15 protein-coding genes are annotated in these 18,563 nt (G+C 51.5%); 14 read left to right on the top strand and 1 reads right to left on the bottom strand.

Annotation, left to right across the window (positions count from 1 at the left end):
• Positions 1 to 2 precede the first annotated feature (2 nt).
• The 10 genes from ACTNDI_RS00075 to ACTNDI_RS00030 all read left to right on the top strand — a co-directional run bounded on the left by ACTNDI_RS00075 (position 3) and on the right by ACTNDI_RS00030 (position 13,566).
• Positions 3 to 833, top strand: coding sequence for an HD-GYP domain-containing protein (locus ACTNDI_RS00075; protein ID WP_441098724.1), 831 nt, complete (start codon positions 3 to 5; stop codon positions 831 to 833).
• Positions 830 to 2,080, top strand: a complete 1,251-nt coding sequence (gene hisS, locus ACTNDI_RS00070; protein WP_441098723.1) for a histidine--tRNA ligase — start codon at positions 830 to 832, stop codon at positions 2,078 to 2,080. Before ACTNDI_RS00075 ends, hisS begins: the two co-directional genes overlap by 4 nt.
• Positions 2,081 to 2,318: 238 nt before the next feature.
• Complete coding sequence (aspS, locus tag ACTNDI_RS00065; protein ID WP_441098722.1) at positions 2,319 to 4,109, top strand: aspartate--tRNA ligase; 1,791 nt, start codon at positions 2,319 to 2,321, stop codon at positions 4,107 to 4,109.
• Positions 4,110 to 4,316: 207 nt separating this feature from the next.
• Complete coding sequence (locus ACTNDI_RS00060; RefSeq protein ID WP_441098721.1) at positions 4,317 to 4,691, top strand: GntR family transcriptional regulator; 375 nt, start codon at positions 4,317 to 4,319, stop codon at positions 4,689 to 4,691.
• Positions 4,688 to 5,590, top strand: coding sequence for an ATP-binding cassette domain-containing protein (locus tag ACTNDI_RS00055; protein WP_441098720.1), 903 nt, complete (start codon positions 4,688 to 4,690; stop codon positions 5,588 to 5,590). The genes ACTNDI_RS00060 and ACTNDI_RS00055 overlap by 4 nt, the downstream gene beginning before the upstream one ends.
• Positions 5,565 to 7,736, top strand: a complete 2,172-nt coding sequence (locus ACTNDI_RS00050) for a hypothetical protein (protein WP_441098719.1) — start codon at positions 5,565 to 5,567, stop codon at positions 7,734 to 7,736. Before ACTNDI_RS00055 ends, ACTNDI_RS00050 begins: the two co-directional genes overlap by 26 nt.
• Before the next feature lie 51 nt (positions 7,737 to 7,787).
• Positions 7,788 to 9,215 (top strand): efflux RND transporter periplasmic adaptor subunit, encoded by a 1,428-nt coding sequence (locus ACTNDI_RS00045; protein WP_441098718.1) that lies wholly within the window; start codon positions 7,788 to 7,790, stop codon positions 9,213 to 9,215.
• A gap of 12 nt (positions 9,216 to 9,227) precedes the next feature.
• Positions 9,228 to 10,013, top strand: coding sequence for an ABC transporter ATP-binding protein (locus ACTNDI_RS00040; RefSeq protein ID WP_441098717.1), 786 nt, complete (start codon positions 9,228 to 9,230; stop codon positions 10,011 to 10,013).
• Positions 10,003 to 12,249 (top strand): hypothetical protein, encoded by a 2,247-nt coding sequence (locus tag ACTNDI_RS00035; protein WP_441098716.1) that lies wholly within the window; start codon positions 10,003 to 10,005, stop codon positions 12,247 to 12,249. The genes ACTNDI_RS00040 and ACTNDI_RS00035 overlap by 11 nt, the downstream gene beginning before the upstream one ends.
• Before the next feature lie 42 nt (positions 12,250 to 12,291).
• A complete protein-coding gene (locus tag ACTNDI_RS00030; protein WP_441098715.1) occupies positions 12,292 to 13,566 on the top strand; it encodes an ABC transporter permease in 1,275 nt (424 codons plus the stop codon).
• A 141-nt stretch (positions 13,567 to 13,707) separates the two neighbouring features.
• On the opposite strand, the gene ACTNDI_RS00025 is transcribed toward ACTNDI_RS00030, so the two are convergent.
• Complete coding sequence (locus ACTNDI_RS00025; protein ID WP_441098714.1) at positions 13,708 to 14,343, bottom strand: lactate utilization protein; 636 nt, start codon at positions 14,341 to 14,343, stop codon at positions 13,708 to 13,710.
• 203 nt (positions 14,344 to 14,546) lie between these two features.
• Between ACTNDI_RS00025 and ACTNDI_RS00020 the strand changes: the two genes are divergently transcribed.
• From ACTNDI_RS00020 to ACTNDI_RS00005, 4 genes are read left to right on the top strand one after another with little or no spacing between them, the layout of a single operon-like run.
• A complete protein-coding gene (locus ACTNDI_RS00020) occupies positions 14,547 to 15,032 on the top strand; it encodes a CBS domain-containing protein (protein ID WP_441098713.1) in 486 nt (161 codons plus the stop codon).
• Positions 15,029 to 16,795, top strand: a complete 1,767-nt coding sequence (gene argS, locus ACTNDI_RS00015; RefSeq protein ID WP_441098712.1) for an arginine--tRNA ligase — start codon at positions 15,029 to 15,031, stop codon at positions 16,793 to 16,795. Before ACTNDI_RS00020 ends, argS begins: the two co-directional genes overlap by 4 nt.
• A 55-nt stretch (positions 16,796 to 16,850) precedes the next feature.
• A complete protein-coding gene (locus ACTNDI_RS00010) occupies positions 16,851 to 17,552 on the top strand; it encodes an HAD hydrolase-like protein (RefSeq protein WP_441098711.1) in 702 nt (233 codons plus the stop codon).
• Between the two features lie 39 nt (positions 17,553 to 17,591).
• Entirely contained in the window at positions 17,592 to 18,386 is a 795-nt protein-coding gene (locus ACTNDI_RS00005) for a lysostaphin resistance A-like protein (protein WP_441098710.1), read from the top strand.
• Positions 18,387 to 18,563 lie beyond the last annotated feature (177 nt).

The following is an 18,563-nucleotide window of genomic DNA, read 5'->3' as shown; positions in this document are numbered from 1 at the left end:
GTATGAAGAAGAAAGACAGCAAATCCGGTGAAGTGAAGGACGGAAAAAAGGGGAAAGAGAAGAATCCAAAGAAGAAGCATAAGACGCGGGACGGACAGAAAACGTCAGACAGGCACAAGGCGCATGACGGGCAGAAAATGTCAGGCCGGGACAAGACGAAGAACGGGAAGAAAAAAGCGGACATAGAGGCGCTGAACGGGCCGAAACGATCTAAGACACAGAATAAGATTGCCGCCTATCACAATACCCGTCATCTGTTCGGCGCAAATATGTCTGAACAGCTGGAACACGGAGAAAATGTCAGCAGTCTTGCGTATGAGGTCGGCCGTGAGCTTGGACTGTCTGATAGGGAGTGCGAAGATCTGATCATCGCGGGATTTTTCCACGATATCGGAAAGGCTCAGATCTCGAACGAGGCGCAGGGAAGGGATTGCATGCTGGTGGAGGAGATGAATTCTGTCCGGCAGCACCCGAAGGCAGGATACGAAATACTGAAGCGCCACGGCTTCTCGGAGGAGATCTGCAGGGAAGTCCTGTACCACCATGAGAATATGGACGGGAGTGGCTATCCGGAGAGCCTGGAGGGGGCCAATATCCCGCTGGGGGCTTGCATTCTCCGTGTCTGTGATGTATTCTGTGCATTGATTCAGGATCGTCCTTATCGGAGTGCGTTTCCGCCCGAAACCGCTATGAAAATGATGATTGAAGAAGTGGAAAAGTATAATCTGAAAGTTTTTCTGGCATTCCAGCGGGTTCTGCACAGGAGTCCGGACGGCAGCATTGCCTTGCCTGAGGTACGGCCGGAAGTGAGAGGAGTTTGGAAGAAATTATGAAGCTTACAAAAAAACCTGTGACAGGAATGAAGGATATTCTCCCCCGGGAGATGGAAATCCGCAATTATGTGATTGGCCTGATCAACGACACCTATTCCAGATTCGGCTTCACGCCGATCGAAACTCCGTGTGTGGAGCATATTGAGAATCTGAACAGCAAGCAGGGCGGAGAGAATGAGAAGCTGATTTTCAAGATCCTGAAGAGAGGTGAGAAACTGAAGCTGGCAGAGGCAGAATCTGAGGCGGATCTCGTGGACAGCGGACTCAGATATGATCTGACATTGCCGCTTTCCCGTTTTTATGCCAATAACGCGAATGAACTTCCGAGCCCTTTCAAAGCGCTTCAAACAGGAAACGTGTTCCGGGCGGACCGCCCACAGAGAGGAAGATTCCGTCAGTTCAGACAGTGTGACATTGACATCCTCGGTGAATCCTCGAATCTTGCTGAGATCGAGCTTATTCTTGCCACGACCACACTGCTCGGGAAACTGGATTTCCGGAACTTCACAATCCGCATCAATGACCGCCGCATTCTGAAAGCAATGGCCGCGTACAGCGGTTTTCCGGAAGAATCTTACGATGAAGTCTTCATCATCCTTGACAAGATGGACAAGATCGGGCTGGATGGAGTGGAGAAGGAACTTCTGGAATCCGGATACGAGAAGGAATCCGTGGACAAATATCTGGAGCTGTTCCGCATCATCACTCCGGACGCTGCAGGGGTGAAGACGGCAAAGGAAAAGCTGACGGGCTTCCTGGATCCGGAATACGCGGATGGCCTGATCACCATTATGAACAGTGTCGACGCGGTCAAAACCGCTGATTTCCGCATGAAATTTGACCCGACACTTGTGCGGGGCATGTCCTACTATACAGGTCCGATCTTTGAGATCTCAATGGATGAATTCGGCAGCTCCGTCGGAGGCGGCGGAAGGTATGATGAGATGGTCGGAAAGTTCATCGGACAGCCGGTACCCGCAGTTGGTTTTTCCATCGGCTTTGAGCGGATCGTCATGCTGCTTCTGGAACGTGGATATCAGGTTCCGGGAACTGCTGTGAAGAAGGCATATCTCATCGAGAAAAAATGCTCCGGCGAGAAGATTCAGGAGACAGTCCGCAGAGCCATGCAGGAAAGAGCAGAAGGCAAGACCGTGAATCTTCTGGTCATGAAGAAAAATAAAAAATTCCAGAAAGAACAGCTGACGGCAGAAGGATACACAGAAATAGAAGAGATTTATACTGTATAAGCTCTTCGAAAACGCAGACGGGATCGTCACGCGCGAAGCGTGTGAAAGAGACTGGATGCGATTTCGAAGGCAACAGGTATGAGCGTGAAGCCGTGTGAAACACGGCGAAAACGCGAATGCCTGTAGGATTGCGGGAGTGCGAAGCACGGAGCAATCCGTAGCTTATACAGTTATTAAATAAGCTCTTCGAAGACGCAGACAGAATCTGATATAAAAGAAAATAAGGAGACAATTAACCATGGCGGAAAGTATGAAGGGAATGAAACGAACCTGCAGAGCTGCGGAGGTGACTGCTGATATGATCGGCAGCGAAGTGACTCTGATGGGCTGGGTACAGAAGAGCCGCAACAAGGGCGGTATTATTTTCGTGGACCTCAGAGATCGTTCCGGAATCATGCAGCTGATTTTTGACAGTAAGGAGACCGAGGAGGAGTGCTTCAGCAAGGCGACGAAGCTCCGGTCGGAATTTGTAATTGCGGTAAGGGGAACCGTCCGGAAACGTGAGGGAGCGGTGAATGAGAAGCTTGCGACCGGATCGATGGAGGTTCTCGTCAATTACCTGAGAATTCTGGCAGAGTCCGAGACACCGCCATTTCCGATCGAGGAGAACAGCAAGACGAAGGATGAAATCCGTCTTGCTCATCGCTACCTTGACCTCCGTCGTCCGGATCTCCAGAGAAATATGAAGCTTCGTTCCGATGTGGCTTATTATACACGTGAGTTTTTCCACGATGAGGGATTCATGGAGATCGAGACGCCTATGCTTGGCAAGAGTACCCCTGAGGGTGCCCGTGACTATCTCGTTCCGAGCCGGATTCACCCCGGAAGTTTCTATGCGCTGCCGCAGTCTCCGCAGCTGTTTAAGCAGCTTCTGATGTGCTCGGGGTATGACCGGTATATTCAGCTCGCCAGATGCTTCCGGGATGAGGATCTTCGTGCGGACCGCCAGCCGGAGTTCACACAGATCGATATGGAGCTGTCCTTCGTAGATGTGGATGATGTCATCGATGTCAACGAGAGATATCTGAAATACCTGTTCAAGAAGACGCTGAACGTTGATGTTCCCACGCCGATCCCGAGAATGACCTGGATTGAGGCGATGAACCGCTTTGGGTCAGATAAGCCGGATGTCCGCTTCGGCCTGGAACTGGTAGATGTATCAGAGGTTGTAAAGGACTTTGACTTTGCGGTATTTAAAAACGCTCTGTCGTTGAAGGATGGTTCGGTTCGCGGCATCAATGTCAAGGGACAGGGCAACATGGGCCGCAAGCAGATCGACAAGCTTGCCGAGATGGCAAAGGGCATGGGCGCAGGCGGTCTGGCATATATTCAGCTGAAGGACGATGGAACAGTGAAATCCTCCTTCTCGAAATTTATGACGGAAGATCAGGAAGCGGCTCTGATTGGCGCAATGAAGGGTGAAAAGGGTGACCTTCTGCTCTTTGCGGCGGATCGCAACAAGATTGTGTGGAATGTGCTTGGACAGCTTCGCCTGCATTTCCGCGATGAGCTGGGGCTCACCAGGAAGGATGATTTCCGTTTCCTTTGGATTGTTGAATTCCCGCTTCTGGAGTGGTCTGATGAAGAGAACCGCTTTATGGCGATGCACCATCCCTTTACCATGCCGATGGAGGAGGACTGGGACAAGATCGACTCCGATCCGGGTTCCGTCCGCGCGAAGGCGTATGATATCACGCTGAACGGCAATGAGATCGGCGGAGGCTCTGTCCGGATTCACCAGAACGACATTCAGGAAAAGATGTTCGAGGTTCTCGGTTTCACGAAAGAACGCGCATGGGAGAATTTCAAGTTCCTGCTTACTGCGTTCAAGTACGGCGTTCCGCCGCATGCAGGTCTGGCATACGGACTTGACCGTCTCGTCATGCTGATGGCGCAGGCGGATACCATCCGCGACGTTATCGCGTTCCCGAAGGTTAAGGACGCATCCGATCTCATGACCGAGGCACCTTCCAGAGTGGATCAGAAGCAGCTGGATGAGCTGGGACTGGAGATTCCTGCGGAAGAATAACCGACGGGAAGCCGGGCATGGGTTCTGGCAGATACCCGCCCTGACCCGGCCATATCATGGTTATCATTTGAACAGTCACAGACCGCTGGATTCGCGCCGGCTGCAAACCGGGGCCGATCCAGCGGTCTTTTTCTTGACATCATGTGTACTGCGTTATATAGTACACAGTATACAGAGACTTTTTCTGAGGCGGAAGGAGGGAAAGCTTTGATTGCGATTGACTACCAGGATCGGCGTCCGATCTATGAGCAGATCGCGGATTACTACGAGATGCTGATTATTAAGGGCGTTCTGGCGCCGGATGAGAAGATTTCTTCCGTGCGGCAGCTGGCGCAGGAGTTGTCGATTAATCCGAATACAATTCAGAAGGCCTATGCGGTGCTGGAGAAAGAGGGTTACATTTACACGGTGAAGGGACGAGGAAACTTCGTTTCCGGCAATCCGTCTTCTCTGGCGGAGCGAAAGCAAAATATCTGGAAGGACAAGATGAAGGAATGTCTGAAGGAAGGCAGAGAGCTTGGGGTCGACCGGGAAGGCTGTACCCGACTTGTCGATGAAATCTTTGGAGGGGTACAGGAATGATCGAGTTAATAAATGTGTCAAAGAAGTTCCAGGACGTTCAGGCTCTCCGGGAGGTTACGTCCGCTATTAATGAGGGAGAGGTCTTCGGACTGGTAGGAACGAACGGTTCAGGCAAGAGTACTCTGCTTCGCATGATCGCCGGAGTGCTGAAGCAGGATACAGGAGAAATCCTTATTGACGGTATTCCGGTGTGGGACAATCCGGCGGCAAAGGCTGACGTCTGCTTTATTCCGGATCTCAGCTACTTCCCGGTGAATGCAACGCCGGTCACAATGACCAGCATCTGGAAAACCATTTATCCGGATTTTCAGGAAAAGCGGTTTCTGGAACTTCTCAGCAAAATCGGGATGGACAAGAAACGCAGAATCAACGCATTTTCCAAAGGGATGAAGAAGCAGCTGTCCCTGTTTCTCGGTATCTGTTCCGGTACAAAATACCTTCTCTGCGACGAGACCTTCGACGGGCTGGATCCTGTCGTCCGTCAGGCAGTCAAGGGACTTCTGGCTTCGGAGATTCTGGACCGGGAATTTGTCCCCGTGATTGCCTCGCATAATCTGCGGGAGATGGAAGACATCTGCGACCATGTAGGACTTTTACATCATGGAAAGCTTCTCCTGTCCAGTGCCCTCGATGACATGAAATTCAACATGCAGAAGGTGCAGGTTGTCCTGAGAGATCCCATGATGGAAGAAGAGCTGAAATCACGTCTCGATGTGATTCTGAGTGAGAAGAGAGGCTCAATTCTCACGATTGTTGCCAGAGGATCTTACCAGAATGTCATGGATATCATTGAAAGAATGAATCCGATCTTCGCGGAGAATCTGCCGCTGACACTGGAGGAGATCTTTATTACAGAAACGGAGGTGGCCGGGTATGATGTTCGAAGCATTCATTCATAAACAGAAATCCATGCGGGCGTCTGCCGGGAGAAGAAATCCCGATCGGAAAATCAGCCTCGTTCGGTTTATACGGCAGGAGGTCAGCCTCTCTTACTGGCTCCCGGTGCTGATCTCTGTGATTGCGTTTTTTGAATATCCGATGCGTCTGTATCTGGTTCTGAACATCAACAATCTATATGCCGAGAAAGGGAAAAACTACGCGGAGATGATCCGTTCCCTCCGGATAAAGGCACTTGAGTCAAGCCTTGGATCGGGTGACATTCCTACGATTCTTTCCGTCGGCGTCGCCGCACTCCTGTGTGCCTGCACGATGTTTTATTATCTGGATTCAAGGGAGAGAACTGATTTTTATCACAGCCTGGCGCTTAGCCGCAATGAGCTGTATTGTGTGAAGTTTGCGGCAGGATGGCTTGCGGCGGCAGTTCCATATCTTGTGAATGTGTTTGGCGGATATTTCCTGTTCGGGGGAGTCTACGGGCTTCTGACCCGGGATACGCTCCGGACGGTGGCGGGATCGGCGCTGTTCTTCCTCCTGGCGTTTTCTGCAATTTATGGGGTCTGCATCCTCGCGATGATTCTGACCGGAAGACTTCTGACCGGACTTCTGACGGGAATATTTTTTCTGGGATACGGGCCGACATGCTTCTATCTGATCAGTTCACTGATTCTGGAAAAATTCGTGACATACAGCAGCTATACAGATAGAGGCGGCAATGTGATCTGGCTTCTGTCCCCGTTTTCGCTGATGTGGCTGAGAAGTGACAGACTGTCCTCTCTTTTCGGAGCATTGCTTCCGGATCGGGTACATTCTCTGCTTCTTCCGGGTCTTTTCCTGACGGGATACTTCATTTTTTCAGTCATACTCGGATTGCTTCTGTACAGAAGGAGACGTTCGGAGGCAGCGGAAAATTCTCTCTGCTACCATGGCTTCGGGGCATGTGTAAAGCTTCTGGTAAGCGTTCCGGGCGGAATCGCGTTTGGAGCGCTGCTCTCGAGAAGCACGGACAGCAGCAGTGTGAGCTGGGTTGTGTTCTCTGTGATCGGAGTCTTTCTGATCAATGGCATCATCGAATTTATCTACAGCAGAGATCTGAAGAGTATTCCGAGACACTGGGTCTCCCTTGCCGCGGAGTATGCCGGAACAGCCCTGCTTCTCGCACTCATGATCGTAAATCCCTTTGGATATGACAGCTGGCTTCCGGAAACAGATCAGATTCTGTCGATGTCAATGATCCCATGCAGTGACGGAATCCGTATTCTCGGTGAGTACAGCTATTGGGATATGAGTCAGAATGCCATACCCATGCTGAAGAAAACGGAGACTGGAGATTTTATGTCCATCTATACGCTGGCGGAAGAGGGCGTGAAAAATGCGGAACAGGCAGGGGAGACAGAGTATGTTCCAAATATCTGTGTCATGTTCCATATGAAAAACGGCGGCGTTGTATACCGGCAGTATCAGGTGTCGGATAAGGCACTCCGGAAGGCAGAGAACGTGCTTTCGGCGGATTCTTCCTGGAGGAAGAATAATTATCCTGCCAATTTTGTGGATCCGTCCGCGATTGAAAGCGTTGAAATCTGTCCGTGGGAGATCGCGAAAGGCCCGGGGACGACACCGGATCTGTCTCAGGAGGAAATCCATGACCTGATTCAGGCGTTGAGAGACGATTCCAACGCAACGGATCTCACGGCGATTCAAAAGCAGGAACCTGTTGGTACCCTTCGGTTCACACCGAAGGACTGGTCCGATGGGATTTCCATTGATGGCAGACAGATGGATGTATATGAGCTGTATCTCTATCCGGAATACTGCAGGACATTGGAATTTCTGAAGAATCACGGCATCAATCTGTTGAAGGGCTCATCCGGAGACGAGGAGGGAATCAGCAGCGACATCCTGTCCGTGGTTATACAGAGCGGAGAGAACAGTTATCTGCTGACGGATCCTGATGAAATTTCAGATTTTCTTCAGCATGTCACACAGATCCGCGGTTATTATACGGACGCAGAGGAAGACGGCTCCTGGTGGTACATGTCGGCCGCCTATCAGGGCGAGCAGGACGACAGAACCGTCTACTTCAATCCGGACGATGAAGCTTTGAAGATCCTGAAAGAAAATAAAATATCGGATCAGAATGCGCAGTGAACCTGAGATGGTTCAGTTCAGCGCAGCCATTCGTAAAACGAAAGGAGCATTATGAACAGGAAAAAAGCAGGCATTCTTGTGCTGATTATTGCCGCTGCGGGTGCTTTGACAGTCGGAGTCATCCGCATGCATGCAGCGAATAACAAAACGGATAAAACAGGAGAAACAGCGTACGTCGATCTGGTGTCAAACCTTGCTGATACCGGATCGCTCGGAACGAACAACTACTATGCTGGTACGGTGGAGACGCAGGAAACCTGGTCCGTGAACAAGAACACGGACGCTGAGGTGAAGGACCTGAAGGTCGCCGTGGGACAGGAAGTGAAGAAGGGCGATGCACTTTTCACTTATGACACGACAAAATACCAGCAGGATCTGGAGCAGGCAAATATCGATCTTCAGAGGCTGAATAACGAGTATACCTCAATGGGACAGACAATCAGTCAGCTGACAAAGGAGAAGGCCTCCGCTTCGGCATCGGAGCAGGCGGATTATACCATCCGGATTCAGGAACAGCAGCTCTCCCAGCAGCAGAAGCAACTCGATATCCAGAGCAAGCAGCAGGACATCCGGAAGCTGCAGGACAACATCAACAACGCGACGGTGACCAGCCAGATGGACGGTGTGGTTAAGAGCATCAATGACGGAACATCAGCCTCTTCTGACGGTACGGATACCTCCTATATCACGATAATCAAAACCGGAGACTACCGGGTGAAGGGCACCGTCAATGAACAGAATGTCGGAACGCTGTCCGAGGGGACGCCGGTCATTGTTCATTCCAGAGTGGACGATAGCAAAACCTGGAAGGGAACCATAAACAAAATTGACACCGAGAATACCGTCAGCAGCAATAACGATTATGGGTACAGCGGAGCGTCGTCTTCCGGAGGCACAAACTATCCTTTTTATGTGCAACTCGAGAACAGCGATGGACTCATGCTGGGACAGCATGTATACATGCAGACGGATACCGGAAGCAAAGTGGATAAGAGCAAGGGAATCTGGATCGGTTCGTATATGGTCGATCAGTCTGATGAGAAACATCCCTTCGTATGGGCGGCAGGGAAGAACGGAAAGCTGGAGAAGCGTGAGGTAAAGCTGGGAGAGAGCGATGATACAACCGGAGAGGTGCAGATCACAGAGGGAATTACCATGGAGGATTCTCTGGCGATACCATCTCCGGATCTGAAGGAGGGCATGGCAACAGCCCCGATGAGTGAGATGCCATCGGAATCCGGAACGGAAGGCGTGATGTCCTCGAGTTCGATTCCGCTCTCCGGAAATGACGTGATTTCCGGGAGCTACTACGACGATACGATTTCATCGTCAGAATATCGTGAGACCGAGAGCAGCAATAACCCGGAGCTGTCAGCGGCGCAGCAGGAAGCGGCGCAGGGATCGGAGGGCGGATCAGAAGGATACGCTGACAGCACAGATGACGGACAGGTAGCCGGCGGCGCCGTTGCCGCAGACTGAGGAGGTGCCGAAATGATCCTTGAATGCAGACATATCTATAAAAATTATATTCAGGGAAAGCTTGAAGTACCGGTTCTCAGGGATGTGAATTTTTCGATGGACGAGGGAGAATACGTGGCGGTCATGGGACCGTCCGGATCCGGAAAATCGACGCTGATGAACCTGATCGGCTGTTTGGATCAGCCGACCAGCGGTACGCTGATCCTGGACGGGAACGAAGTATCGAAACTTTCGGATAATGAGCTCGCTGACCTGCGGCTGGCAAAAATCGGGTTTGTATTTCAGAACTTTCAGCTGCTGCCGTACATGACCGCGCTGGAGAATGTGGAACTGCCACTGACCTATGCCGGCCTGCCAAAGAAAAAAAGACGGGAGCTGGCGAAGGAGGCACTGGCCCGGGTTGGCCTGTCGGAGCGGGTGGATTTCCGGCCAAATCAGCTCTCCGGTGGCCAGAAGCAGCGGACCGCGATTGCGCGCGCGATTGCGAACCGACCGAAAATTATTCTTGCGGATGAGCCTACCGGTGCCCTGGATTCAAAATCCGGCAGTCAGGTCATGGATCTGTTTCAGGAGCTGAACCGGGAGGGATCCAGTATTCTGATGATCACGCATGATCCCGGAATTGCGGCAAGGGCACAGAGACTCGTTGAGATCCGTGACGGCGTTCTATTTCTTCCCGGGCAGAAAGATCCTGTCGGGCATAGGGAAGAGAAAAGTGGTCAAAAAGAGGGGAAGATGTGGAAGGAAAGCGGACATACCGATGCAGGGGAAGGAGGGGATCCGGGCAATGAAGGCTAAGAAAGTAATATCTGTTATCCTTGCATCCGTGATTGCTGCAGGCGCCGGATACGGAATCTTCCGCGCGGTACAGGTGACGACCAGCCAGAGGACTGTCACAGTTTTCAATGCCTCTGACCTGAATTACAGCGGAGGCTACGGGTATGACAGCCAGACCATGCAGGGAGTCGTCACAACCGATGCCAGCCAGAACATTTACGTAACAGATACGGAGGATATTAAGCATGTGTATGTAAAGCAGGGACAGGCGGTTCGCGAAGGAGATATCCTCCTTGCTTATGATACGACAAAGACAGGCCTGAACCTGGAGCAGGAGAAACTGAACAACCAGCAGATCCGGCTGAATATTGAGGTGGCGGAGAAAAACCTTGATACTCTGCGTCGAATGAAACCGGTCAGCAATGTGATTCCGCCGGACGATTTCGCGCCGGTGGATCCATCATCGATCGATGATGGAGACATTGTCCCTGATAACGGTCCGGATGACATTAAAGAACCGGGGCAGAACGAAGACGAAAAACCGGGCGGGAATGACAGGGAACCGATGAAGCTTGTGAAATACAGGGAGCTGACCGCTGATTCGGAGGCAAAGAATGAAATGACCGCGGACGGAACAGCAGAAAAACCCTATCTGTTTCTCTGCGAGCCGGACGAGGAAGGCAGGATCACCATTGGCACCGGATTTATCCGTAAGCAGCAGGAAATGGCAGACAAGACGGGCCAGAAACAACGCTATATTGTTCTGGAAATTCTTGACGCGGATGATCATGCTGTTTCCGCATGGATGCAGGATATCCGCAAGCTGGATCCGGACAGCCCGGTCACGGTGGATGCCGCTACGGGAAATGCCGATTTTGCCGATCTTTCCGCAATGACTGCAGACCAGATCGCGAAGGCACTGGAGGGAATCCGTGATACGGACAAGCTTGCGGCTGCGCTGCAGAAACTGAGCGGAGATGAAGAAAAGCTGAATAACATCCTGAAGAAAATGGACAGAGAAACGAGGGAGAAGCTTCTGCAGGCGCTGACAGAGCTTCAGAAAGAAGATGATCCCCGGGATACGCCCGCACCGTCTCAGGATACGCCCGCACCGTCTCAGGAGCCGACCGCGCCGCCGAACCCGACACCATCTCCTACACCGCAGGGAGGTGAGGGGTCAGAGCCCGGGACTTCTCCACAGCCATCTCCTGCAGAGGCTGCGAGGGATACAGAACAAAGCGGAGGCACCGTGCCCGCATCAGCTTCATCCAGAAAGAACTCATTTCGGGGAGTCTTTGCTGACTGCAAAAGCTATATGCGGATCGGAGACGATGCAGACGATGCTGTTTTTTCGGGAGAAACGGCGGGGTATTCACAGAAACCCGCGTGTGTCGGGAACGGAGATTTCGGAATTCTGACGGCGGATAAAAGCGGGACATCCCTGGGATCGGATTCCGGAACGGACAGCGGTTCAGGCAGCAGCGGGCTGATTTCCCCCGATGAGGAATATAGTGCAGATGAGCTGAAGCAGGCGATCCGGGATCAGGAAAGTCAGCTTTCGGACCTGAGACTCGATCTGCAGGAATCGGATCTGAAGGTGAAGAAAGCGCAGCAGGATGTCACAGATGGTGTCGTAAAGGCGAAGATGAACGGAATCATCAAGACGGCCGGAGATCCGGACAATCCTCCGACTGACGGCAGCCCGTTTCTGCAGCTGGCGGGAGCGTCCGGCCTGTATGTAAAGGGAGGTGTTTACGAAAACCGTCTGTCTCAGATAAAGGAGGGAACGGAAGTCACGATAACCTCCTGGCAGTCGGGAAATACCTACCCGGCGACGGTAAAGAGCATCTCTTCGTATCCGGATACGAGCGGAATGTACGGCTCTGACAGCAGCAACTCCATATATCCGTTCATCGCCTATATCGACAGCGCCGATGCAGCTCTGACGAATGGCGAATATGTTCAGATCACAATGGATTCGTCGGGAATCACACCGGATAATACGGCGAATGGAGAATCCGACTTCTACCTGTACGGCGCCTTTGTTCTCGATGAAAACGGAAAAAAATACGTATATCTTCGCGGCAAGGACAAACGGCTGGAGAAGAGAGAAATCAAGACAGGCACATATGAAAATGGATCCTATCAGATTAAATCCGGGGTCAGTCTGTCTGACTGGGTGGCCTTTCCTTACGGGAAAGATATCAGGGAAGGCGCAAAAACGAGAGAAGGGACGATTGATGAATTGTACTCATGATTCATTCGCTACAGAACAAACCATGAATAGCAAGGAGGAGACATGGCAGAAAATCTGAAGTTTTCCTTTCAAAGCATATGGGCACATAAGATGAGGTCCTTCCTGACGATGCTTGGCGTGATTATCGGAATCGCTTCGATCATAGGGATTGTGTCAACCATCAAGGGAACCAATAAACAGATTCTGCAGAATCTGATCGGCGCCGGAAACAATAATGTATCGATATCTTTGAAGCAGGGAGAGGGCGACTACTGGATGGACGGCGGTCTGCCTGACGGTGTTGTCCCTGTTTCCGATGCGCAGAAGAAGGAAATCCGGAAACTGGACGATGTTGCGGATGCCTCCTTCTATCTTTCAAGAAGTTATGCGGACAGTATTTCAGCCGGAGACCAGACGCTGGACAGCGGACAGATGCTCGGTATCGACACACATTATCTTTCAACAACCGGTTACCGGATTTATTCCGGCCGTCCGTTTGTGGATGCGGACTACACGAAGTTCCGCAAGGTTGCGCTTCTGGACGAAACGGCTGCAAACATTCTGTATCCGTCCGGCAATGCTCTTGGGAACATCCTCAGCATAAAGGGAGAACCGTACACGGTGGTGGGGCTTGTGAGAAAAATACAGAAGACGCGGCCAAACTATGATTCCTTTCAGGATTATCTGACCTATGCAGAAGAAGAATATGGAAGGGTTATGATCCCCGACGCGGACTGGCCGATCAGTTACAGTTATGACGAACCGCAAAATTGTGTCGTGAAGGCCGTCCGGACGGAGGATATGAGTAATGTCGGGAAAGAGGTTCAGGATATCATGAATGAATCCGTCAGTGCCTCAGATACAGGAGGTAAGGATGAAAGCGGCAGCGCGATCCGATATAAGGCAGAGGATCTGCTGGAAAAGGCGAAGAACAAGCAGGAGCTTGCAGCAAGCACCAACAACCTTCTGATCTGGATCGCCAGCATCGCCCTTCTGGTCGGCGGAATCGGCGTAATGAATATCATGCTCGTGTCCGTGACAGAGAGAACAGGTGAGATCGGGCTCAAGAAGGCACTCGGAGCTAGAAAACGCCGTATTCTGGCACAGTTTCTCACAGAATCCGTTGTCCTGACGAGTATGGGAGGCATTCTGGGAGTCATTGTGGGAATCGTTCTTGCGGAGGTGATATCCAGATCATCCGGAACCCCGGCGGCAATCAGCATCCCGTCGATATTCATCGGCGTCGGATTTTCGATGGCTATCGGCATCCTTTTCGGGCTGCTTCCCTCGATCAAGGCTGCGAACCTGAATCCGATCGACGCGCTTCGAAGAGAGTGACGGCGCCGCCAATGGTACAAGCTGCGGCATTACTCCGTGAACTCGCGAAACCGATCCTGACCGCTGCCGACGCACGCCATTTGTATAAGCTGCGGAATTACTGCGTGAACGGCAGCGATTAGGCAGGACCTCCGGGCTATGTCAGAAGCCGAGGTCCTCGCCTACCATTACAACCTTAATCCTGCCCGGATGTTTGCTGTAGCGGGTGATGACTTCCTGACAGCAGATGGTTTCCGGACTGAGGCAGTTTCCGCAGGTTCCGGTCACGGAGCAGGGCGTCTTGCAGCCGAGACGGACACAGTTCGGCGGGGTGGCACAGTTGTGTATACGCTGGAAAGCCTCGGGAATATCAAAGGCAAGCTTGTTCATTCCCGTGACAACAATGACATGAGCTGGCCCCTGAATCAGAAAGCAGACCCGGTTGCCGTTCCCGTCGATATTTACAAGCTCTCCGTCCTTCGTGAAGGCGTTGGTGCTCATCAGAAAATAGTCAGCCATCATCTGCCGCGCCATCATTTCACGCTTTTCTTCAGGTGTTCTTGCATCTGTCCTCTCGATAAAAGAGTACTTGCCGGTTCTGAACGCGTCAAGGATTCCACATTCATTCAGTGTCGCGGATCCGCCGTAGGTCACCGAGGATCCCTCCGGTATCAGCTCCAGTACCTTCGCTCTTGCCTCCTCCCGTGTCGCGGTGTAGAAGGCTTCGATATTCCGTTTTTCAAATTTTTTGATCATGCTCTCGCCGAGATGGCGGTAATTTAGTTCCTTCGGTGTCATGAGAAATCCTCCTTTACATGCAAAATCCCTTGTCTTGAAACTTATCGTTGTTTCCATTATACTATATTAGATCCGGTCTGTGCACGAAGGACATCGAAAACACAGTCTGGCAATATCTGCAGAGCGGGACGGAAGGAAATATCCTTTTGGGAGCACGGACGTCGTTTGAACGGCTTTGCAGAAGTCGGGGCAGGTAAAATTATATGAATATCTTGTTTTTTATCACGCCAAAAGCGGAATGCGCGTACATCAGTGCGGACTGTTCCCTGCGGCAGGCAATCGAGAAGATGGAATACCACAAGTATACGGCGATTCCGATTCTCGATGAAAGGGGACGATACATCGGTACGCTGACAGAGGGAGATCTGTTGCGCATCATCAAGGACAGGTATGATCTCAGCCTCAGGGACGCCGAGGAGATCCGTCTTTCCTCCGTTCCGCGGAGATGGAAGATGGACCCGGTCAATATCAACTGCGATATCGAGGATCTGATTCAGACATCGATGCGTCAGAATTTTGTACCTGTGGTCGATGACGAAAACGTCTTTATCGGGATTATCACCCGAAAGGCCATCATCCAGTATTGCTATGAACATTTCAAAAAATACAGGGATGAACTGAAGGAATTGCAGCAGCGAACGGAACAGCGTTCCTCCGGTGAAGAACCCAAGAAGGAAAAAGCAAAATGAAGAAAATAATCGAAGAAATCAGTGAAGTAGTAGCAGAAGCCTTTGAAAGGGCGGGATATGATGCCGGATTTGCCCGGGTCACTGTCTCCAACCGACCGGATCTCTGTGAGTATCAGTGTAACGGAGCAATGGCAGCTAAAAAGCAGTACAAAAAGGCACCGATACAGATCGCCGGAGATGTTGTAGCGTATCTTCAGGATTCTGAACTGATCGAGAAGGCGGAAGCCGTTATGCCGGGCTTTATTAACATCACGCTGAACCGGAAATCCCTTGCGGAATACCTTCAGAAAATGGCGGAGGATCAGGAACTCTCCGTCGAAAAGACGGCAGACCCGGAGACAATCGTCATCGACTACGGCGGCCCCAATGTCGCGAAACCTCTTCATGTCGGACATCTGCGTTCCGCAATCATCGGAGAAAGTATCCGGCGCATGGGCCTTCGGCTTGGCCATCACATGATTGGTGATGTTCATCTCGGAGACTGGGGACTTCAGATGGGCCTGATCATCACTGAGCTTCAGGAAAGAAAACCGGAGCTGCCCTATTTTGATGACTCCTATACCGGAGAATATCCGGAGAAGGCGCCATTTACCATCAGCGAGCTGGAGGAGATTTATCCGACGGCAAGCAAAAAATCGAAGGAAGATGACGCTTACAAGAATAAGGCACTTCAGGCGACGGCGGAACTTCAGAGCGGCAGGAGGGGATACCGGGCTCTCTGGAGACATATAATTTCCGTTTCCGTCACCGATCTGAAGAAAAACTACGAAAAACTGGATGTCCATTTTGATCTGTGGAAGGGAGAGTCGGATGCACAGGCCTATATCCCGGACATGGTTCAGATGATGAAGGACAAGGGATACGCCTACGAGGATCAGGGCGCGCTGATCGTGGATGTCAGGGAGGAAAAGGACCAGAAGGAGGTTCCGCCCTGCATGATCCTGAAATCCGATGGAGCAGCGCTTTACACCACTACTGATCTGGCTACGATTGTCGAGCGTATGCAGGATTTTGATCCGGATGAGATCCTATATGTGGTGGACAAGCGTCAGGAGATGCACTTTATCCAGACTTTCCGCTGCGCACGGAAGACGGGTCTTGTAAAACCTGAGACAAAACTGACATTTCTCGGCTTCGGAACCATGAACGGGAAGGACGGAAAGCCGTTCAAGACCAGAGAGGGCGGTGTAATGCGCCTGGAGACTCTGATCGCGGATATCGACCGGGAAATGTTCCGGAAGATCGTGGAGAATAAGAGCGTCAAGGATAAGGACGCGGAGGAGACCGCGAAGATTGTAGGACTTTCTGCCATCAAGTATGGAGATCTCTCGAATCAGGCATCCAAGGATTATGTGTTTGATGTCGATCGTTTTACTTCTTTTGAAGGCAATACCGGGCCATATATCCTGTATACGATCGTTAGAATCAAATCCATCCTGAATAAGTTCAAAGCGGAGGGCGGAAGTCTGGAAGACGCGAAAATCCTGAACGCCGCAAGTGACATTGAGAAGAAACTGATGCTTCAGCTGTCGCGATATAATGAGGCGCTTACCGGTGCCTTTGAGGAAAAAGCGCCGCATCGTCTCTGCGCCTATATTTACGAGCTGTCCAATAATTTCAACAGCTTCTATCATGAGACCCGGATCCTGACCGAGGAGAATGAGGGGCAGAAGAAATCCTGGCTGCTTCTTCTGAAGACTGTTCAGAGGGTACTGGAGGATGCAATCGATGTCCTCGGTTTCAGTGCCCCGGAGGAGATGTGAGGAAACCTGAAGATCCGGAAGAACACAACAGGTCCTGTGCGGGCAGTGACCGGAGATGGATGAAAATGTGTTCGTGGGAGGAGAGGAGAAAATGGAGCGCCTGATCGTCTTCGATTTTGACGGCACACTTACAGATACGGGGCTCGGAATCACAAGGAGCGCGCAGTATGCGCTGGATCAGATGGGATGGCAGCATCGGGAGGCGGAAGAACTTGGATTCTTTGTCGGTCCGCCTCTGAATGAAAGCTTTGCGCAGATGGGTATGAATGAATCGGAGTGCGCTCAGGCAGTCCGTCTGTTCCGGGAGCGGTATGAATCGATCGGTAAGCTTGAGTACACGGTATACCCCGGGATCGGAGATCTGCTGCGCTCTCTGAAGGAAAGAAAATGGCGGATCGGAATGGCGACCTCAAAGCCCGAAAAGTTTGCGAGGGAAATCGCTGACGACTGCGGATTTCTAAGGTACTTCGATTGTGTGAGCGGGATATCTCTGACCGGGGAGGAGGGGACGATCTCCAAGGCCGGCCTGATCCAGCGGGTGCTGGACAGGACTGGCTTCTCGGGAAGAAGAGATGCGGCATGCATGGTCGGAGACCGGAAATACGATATTGAAGGCGCGAGAGCAGAGAAGCTTCTGGCTGTCGGTGCGGCCTATGGATACGGCGGGAGACAGGAACTGGAGAGAGCGGGGGCGGATCTGGTTTATGATACGCCAGAGGAGATGGCTGAGGCTCTTCTGACCAACAGAGTCCTTTAAACCTAGAGTCTTTAAACATCCTGCTGCGGAGATAAGAAAATGACAAAGAGACAGAAAATCTGGGATGTGGTTTTTCCGTTGGTCTTTATCTGGCTGTGCATGGCGGCGGTTACGGTCGTCCTTCTGCTTGTGACGGGGCTGATCGTCGGAGAGTATGATCCGGAGAAGATCTATGACAGGGTCCGGACACTCCCGATGTGGATCAGCATCGCAGCATTCGGCCTCACGCTTCTTCTGCAGAAGAACAATTACCGGGTGGACTCCATGCGCTTTCCGATGCGGGACGGCGGGTGGAAGGCATGGCAGATGGTGTGTGGCTGTCTGTGTGTTACATTTGCCGGTCACGTGTGGAGCAGCCTGATCACGGGAAGCGGTCTTGAACGGGTTTTCACGGGTTACACGCAGAACGCCGCACCTGCCTTCGAAAACCAGAATCTGCTGCTGCTGATCCTCGGAACAGTGATTCTCGGACCCGCGGCGGAAGAGATGATTTTCCGCGGCATGCTGTTCCGCCGCGCGGCGTACTATGCCGGTATGAGAAAAGGAATCCTGCTCTCTGCTTTTTGTTTCGGTATCTATCATGGAAATGTGATTCAATTTCTCTACGCGTTCCTGCTTGGCTTTCTTCTGGCTTTTGTCTATGAAAGGAGCGGCGACCTCCGTGCTGCTGTTGCGGCACATATGAGCGTCAACGCCTGGGCTGTGTTCGGAGACCGTCTGATACGAAAGACTTTCCATGGATCTGTTCCCGTATCCTGTCTGGCTGCGGAAGCAGCTGCTTGTGTGACCTGCTTTCTCCTGCTTTATTTTCGGGGAAAACAGAAAAATGCCTGAAAGAATTCATGAACAATATGGTGTTCGCAGAAAAAAATACGAATATAAAAAATATCAAATTTCCCCTGTCAAGCATAAATGAAAATGTCTCGAAAAAACTTTAACATGAGCCCCGGTTTTCAGGGGCTTTTATTTAATATCCGTGTTAACACTCTAATCATGCACTTTTTAGATCTT

This window comes from Bilifractor sp. HCP3S3_D3, assembly GCF_052063915.1.
Lineage (GTDB): Bacteria > Bacillota > Clostridia > Lachnospirales > Lachnospiraceae > Bilifractor.
Note: the sequence above shows the minus strand (reverse complement) of the source record. Positions and strands in the feature narration are given on the sequence as shown.

Bases quoted from the DNA above. Each gene is read 5' to 3' on its own strand.
- ACTNDI_RS00075 (WP_441098724.1), top strand. From the start codon at position 3: ATGAAGAAGAAAGACAGCAAATCCGGTGAAGTGAAGGACGGAAAAAAG.
- hisS (WP_441098723.1), top strand. From the start codon at position 830: ATGAAGCTTACAAAAAAACCTGTGACAGGAATGAAGGATATTCTCCCC.
- aspS (WP_441098722.1), top strand. From the start codon at position 2,319: ATGGCGGAAAGTATGAAGGGAATGAAACGAACCTGCAGAGCTGCGGAG.
- ACTNDI_RS00055 (WP_441098720.1), top strand. From the start codon at position 4,688: ATGATCGAGTTAATAAATGTGTCAAAGAAGTTCCAGGACGTTCAGGCT.
- ACTNDI_RS00050 (WP_441098719.1), top strand. From the start codon at position 5,565: ATGATGTTCGAAGCATTCATTCATAAACAGAAATCCATGCGGGCGTCT.
- ACTNDI_RS00045 (WP_441098718.1), top strand. From the start codon at position 7,788: ATGAACAGGAAAAAAGCAGGCATTCTTGTGCTGATTATTGCCGCTGCG.
- ACTNDI_RS00040 (WP_441098717.1), top strand. From the start codon at position 9,228: ATGATCCTTGAATGCAGACATATCTATAAAAATTATATTCAGGGAAAG.
- ACTNDI_RS00035 (WP_441098716.1), top strand. From the start codon at position 10,003: ATGAAGGCTAAGAAAGTAATATCTGTTATCCTTGCATCCGTGATTGCT.
- ACTNDI_RS00030 (WP_441098715.1), top strand. From the start codon at position 12,292: ATGGCAGAAAATCTGAAGTTTTCCTTTCAAAGCATATGGGCACATAAG.
- ACTNDI_RS00025 (WP_441098714.1), bottom strand. From the start codon at position 14,343: ATGACACCGAAGGAACTAAATTACCGCCATCTCGGCGAGAGCATGATC.
- ACTNDI_RS00020 (WP_441098713.1), top strand. From the start codon at position 14,547: ATGAATATCTTGTTTTTTATCACGCCAAAAGCGGAATGCGCGTACATC.
- argS (WP_441098712.1), top strand. From the start codon at position 15,029: ATGAAGAAAATAATCGAAGAAATCAGTGAAGTAGTAGCAGAAGCCTTT.
- ACTNDI_RS00010 (WP_441098711.1), top strand. From the start codon at position 16,851: ATGGATGAAAATGTGTTCGTGGGAGGAGAGGAGAAAATGGAGCGCCTG.
- ACTNDI_RS00005 (WP_441098710.1), top strand. From the start codon at position 17,592: ATGACAAAGAGACAGAAAATCTGGGATGTGGTTTTTCCGTTGGTCTTT.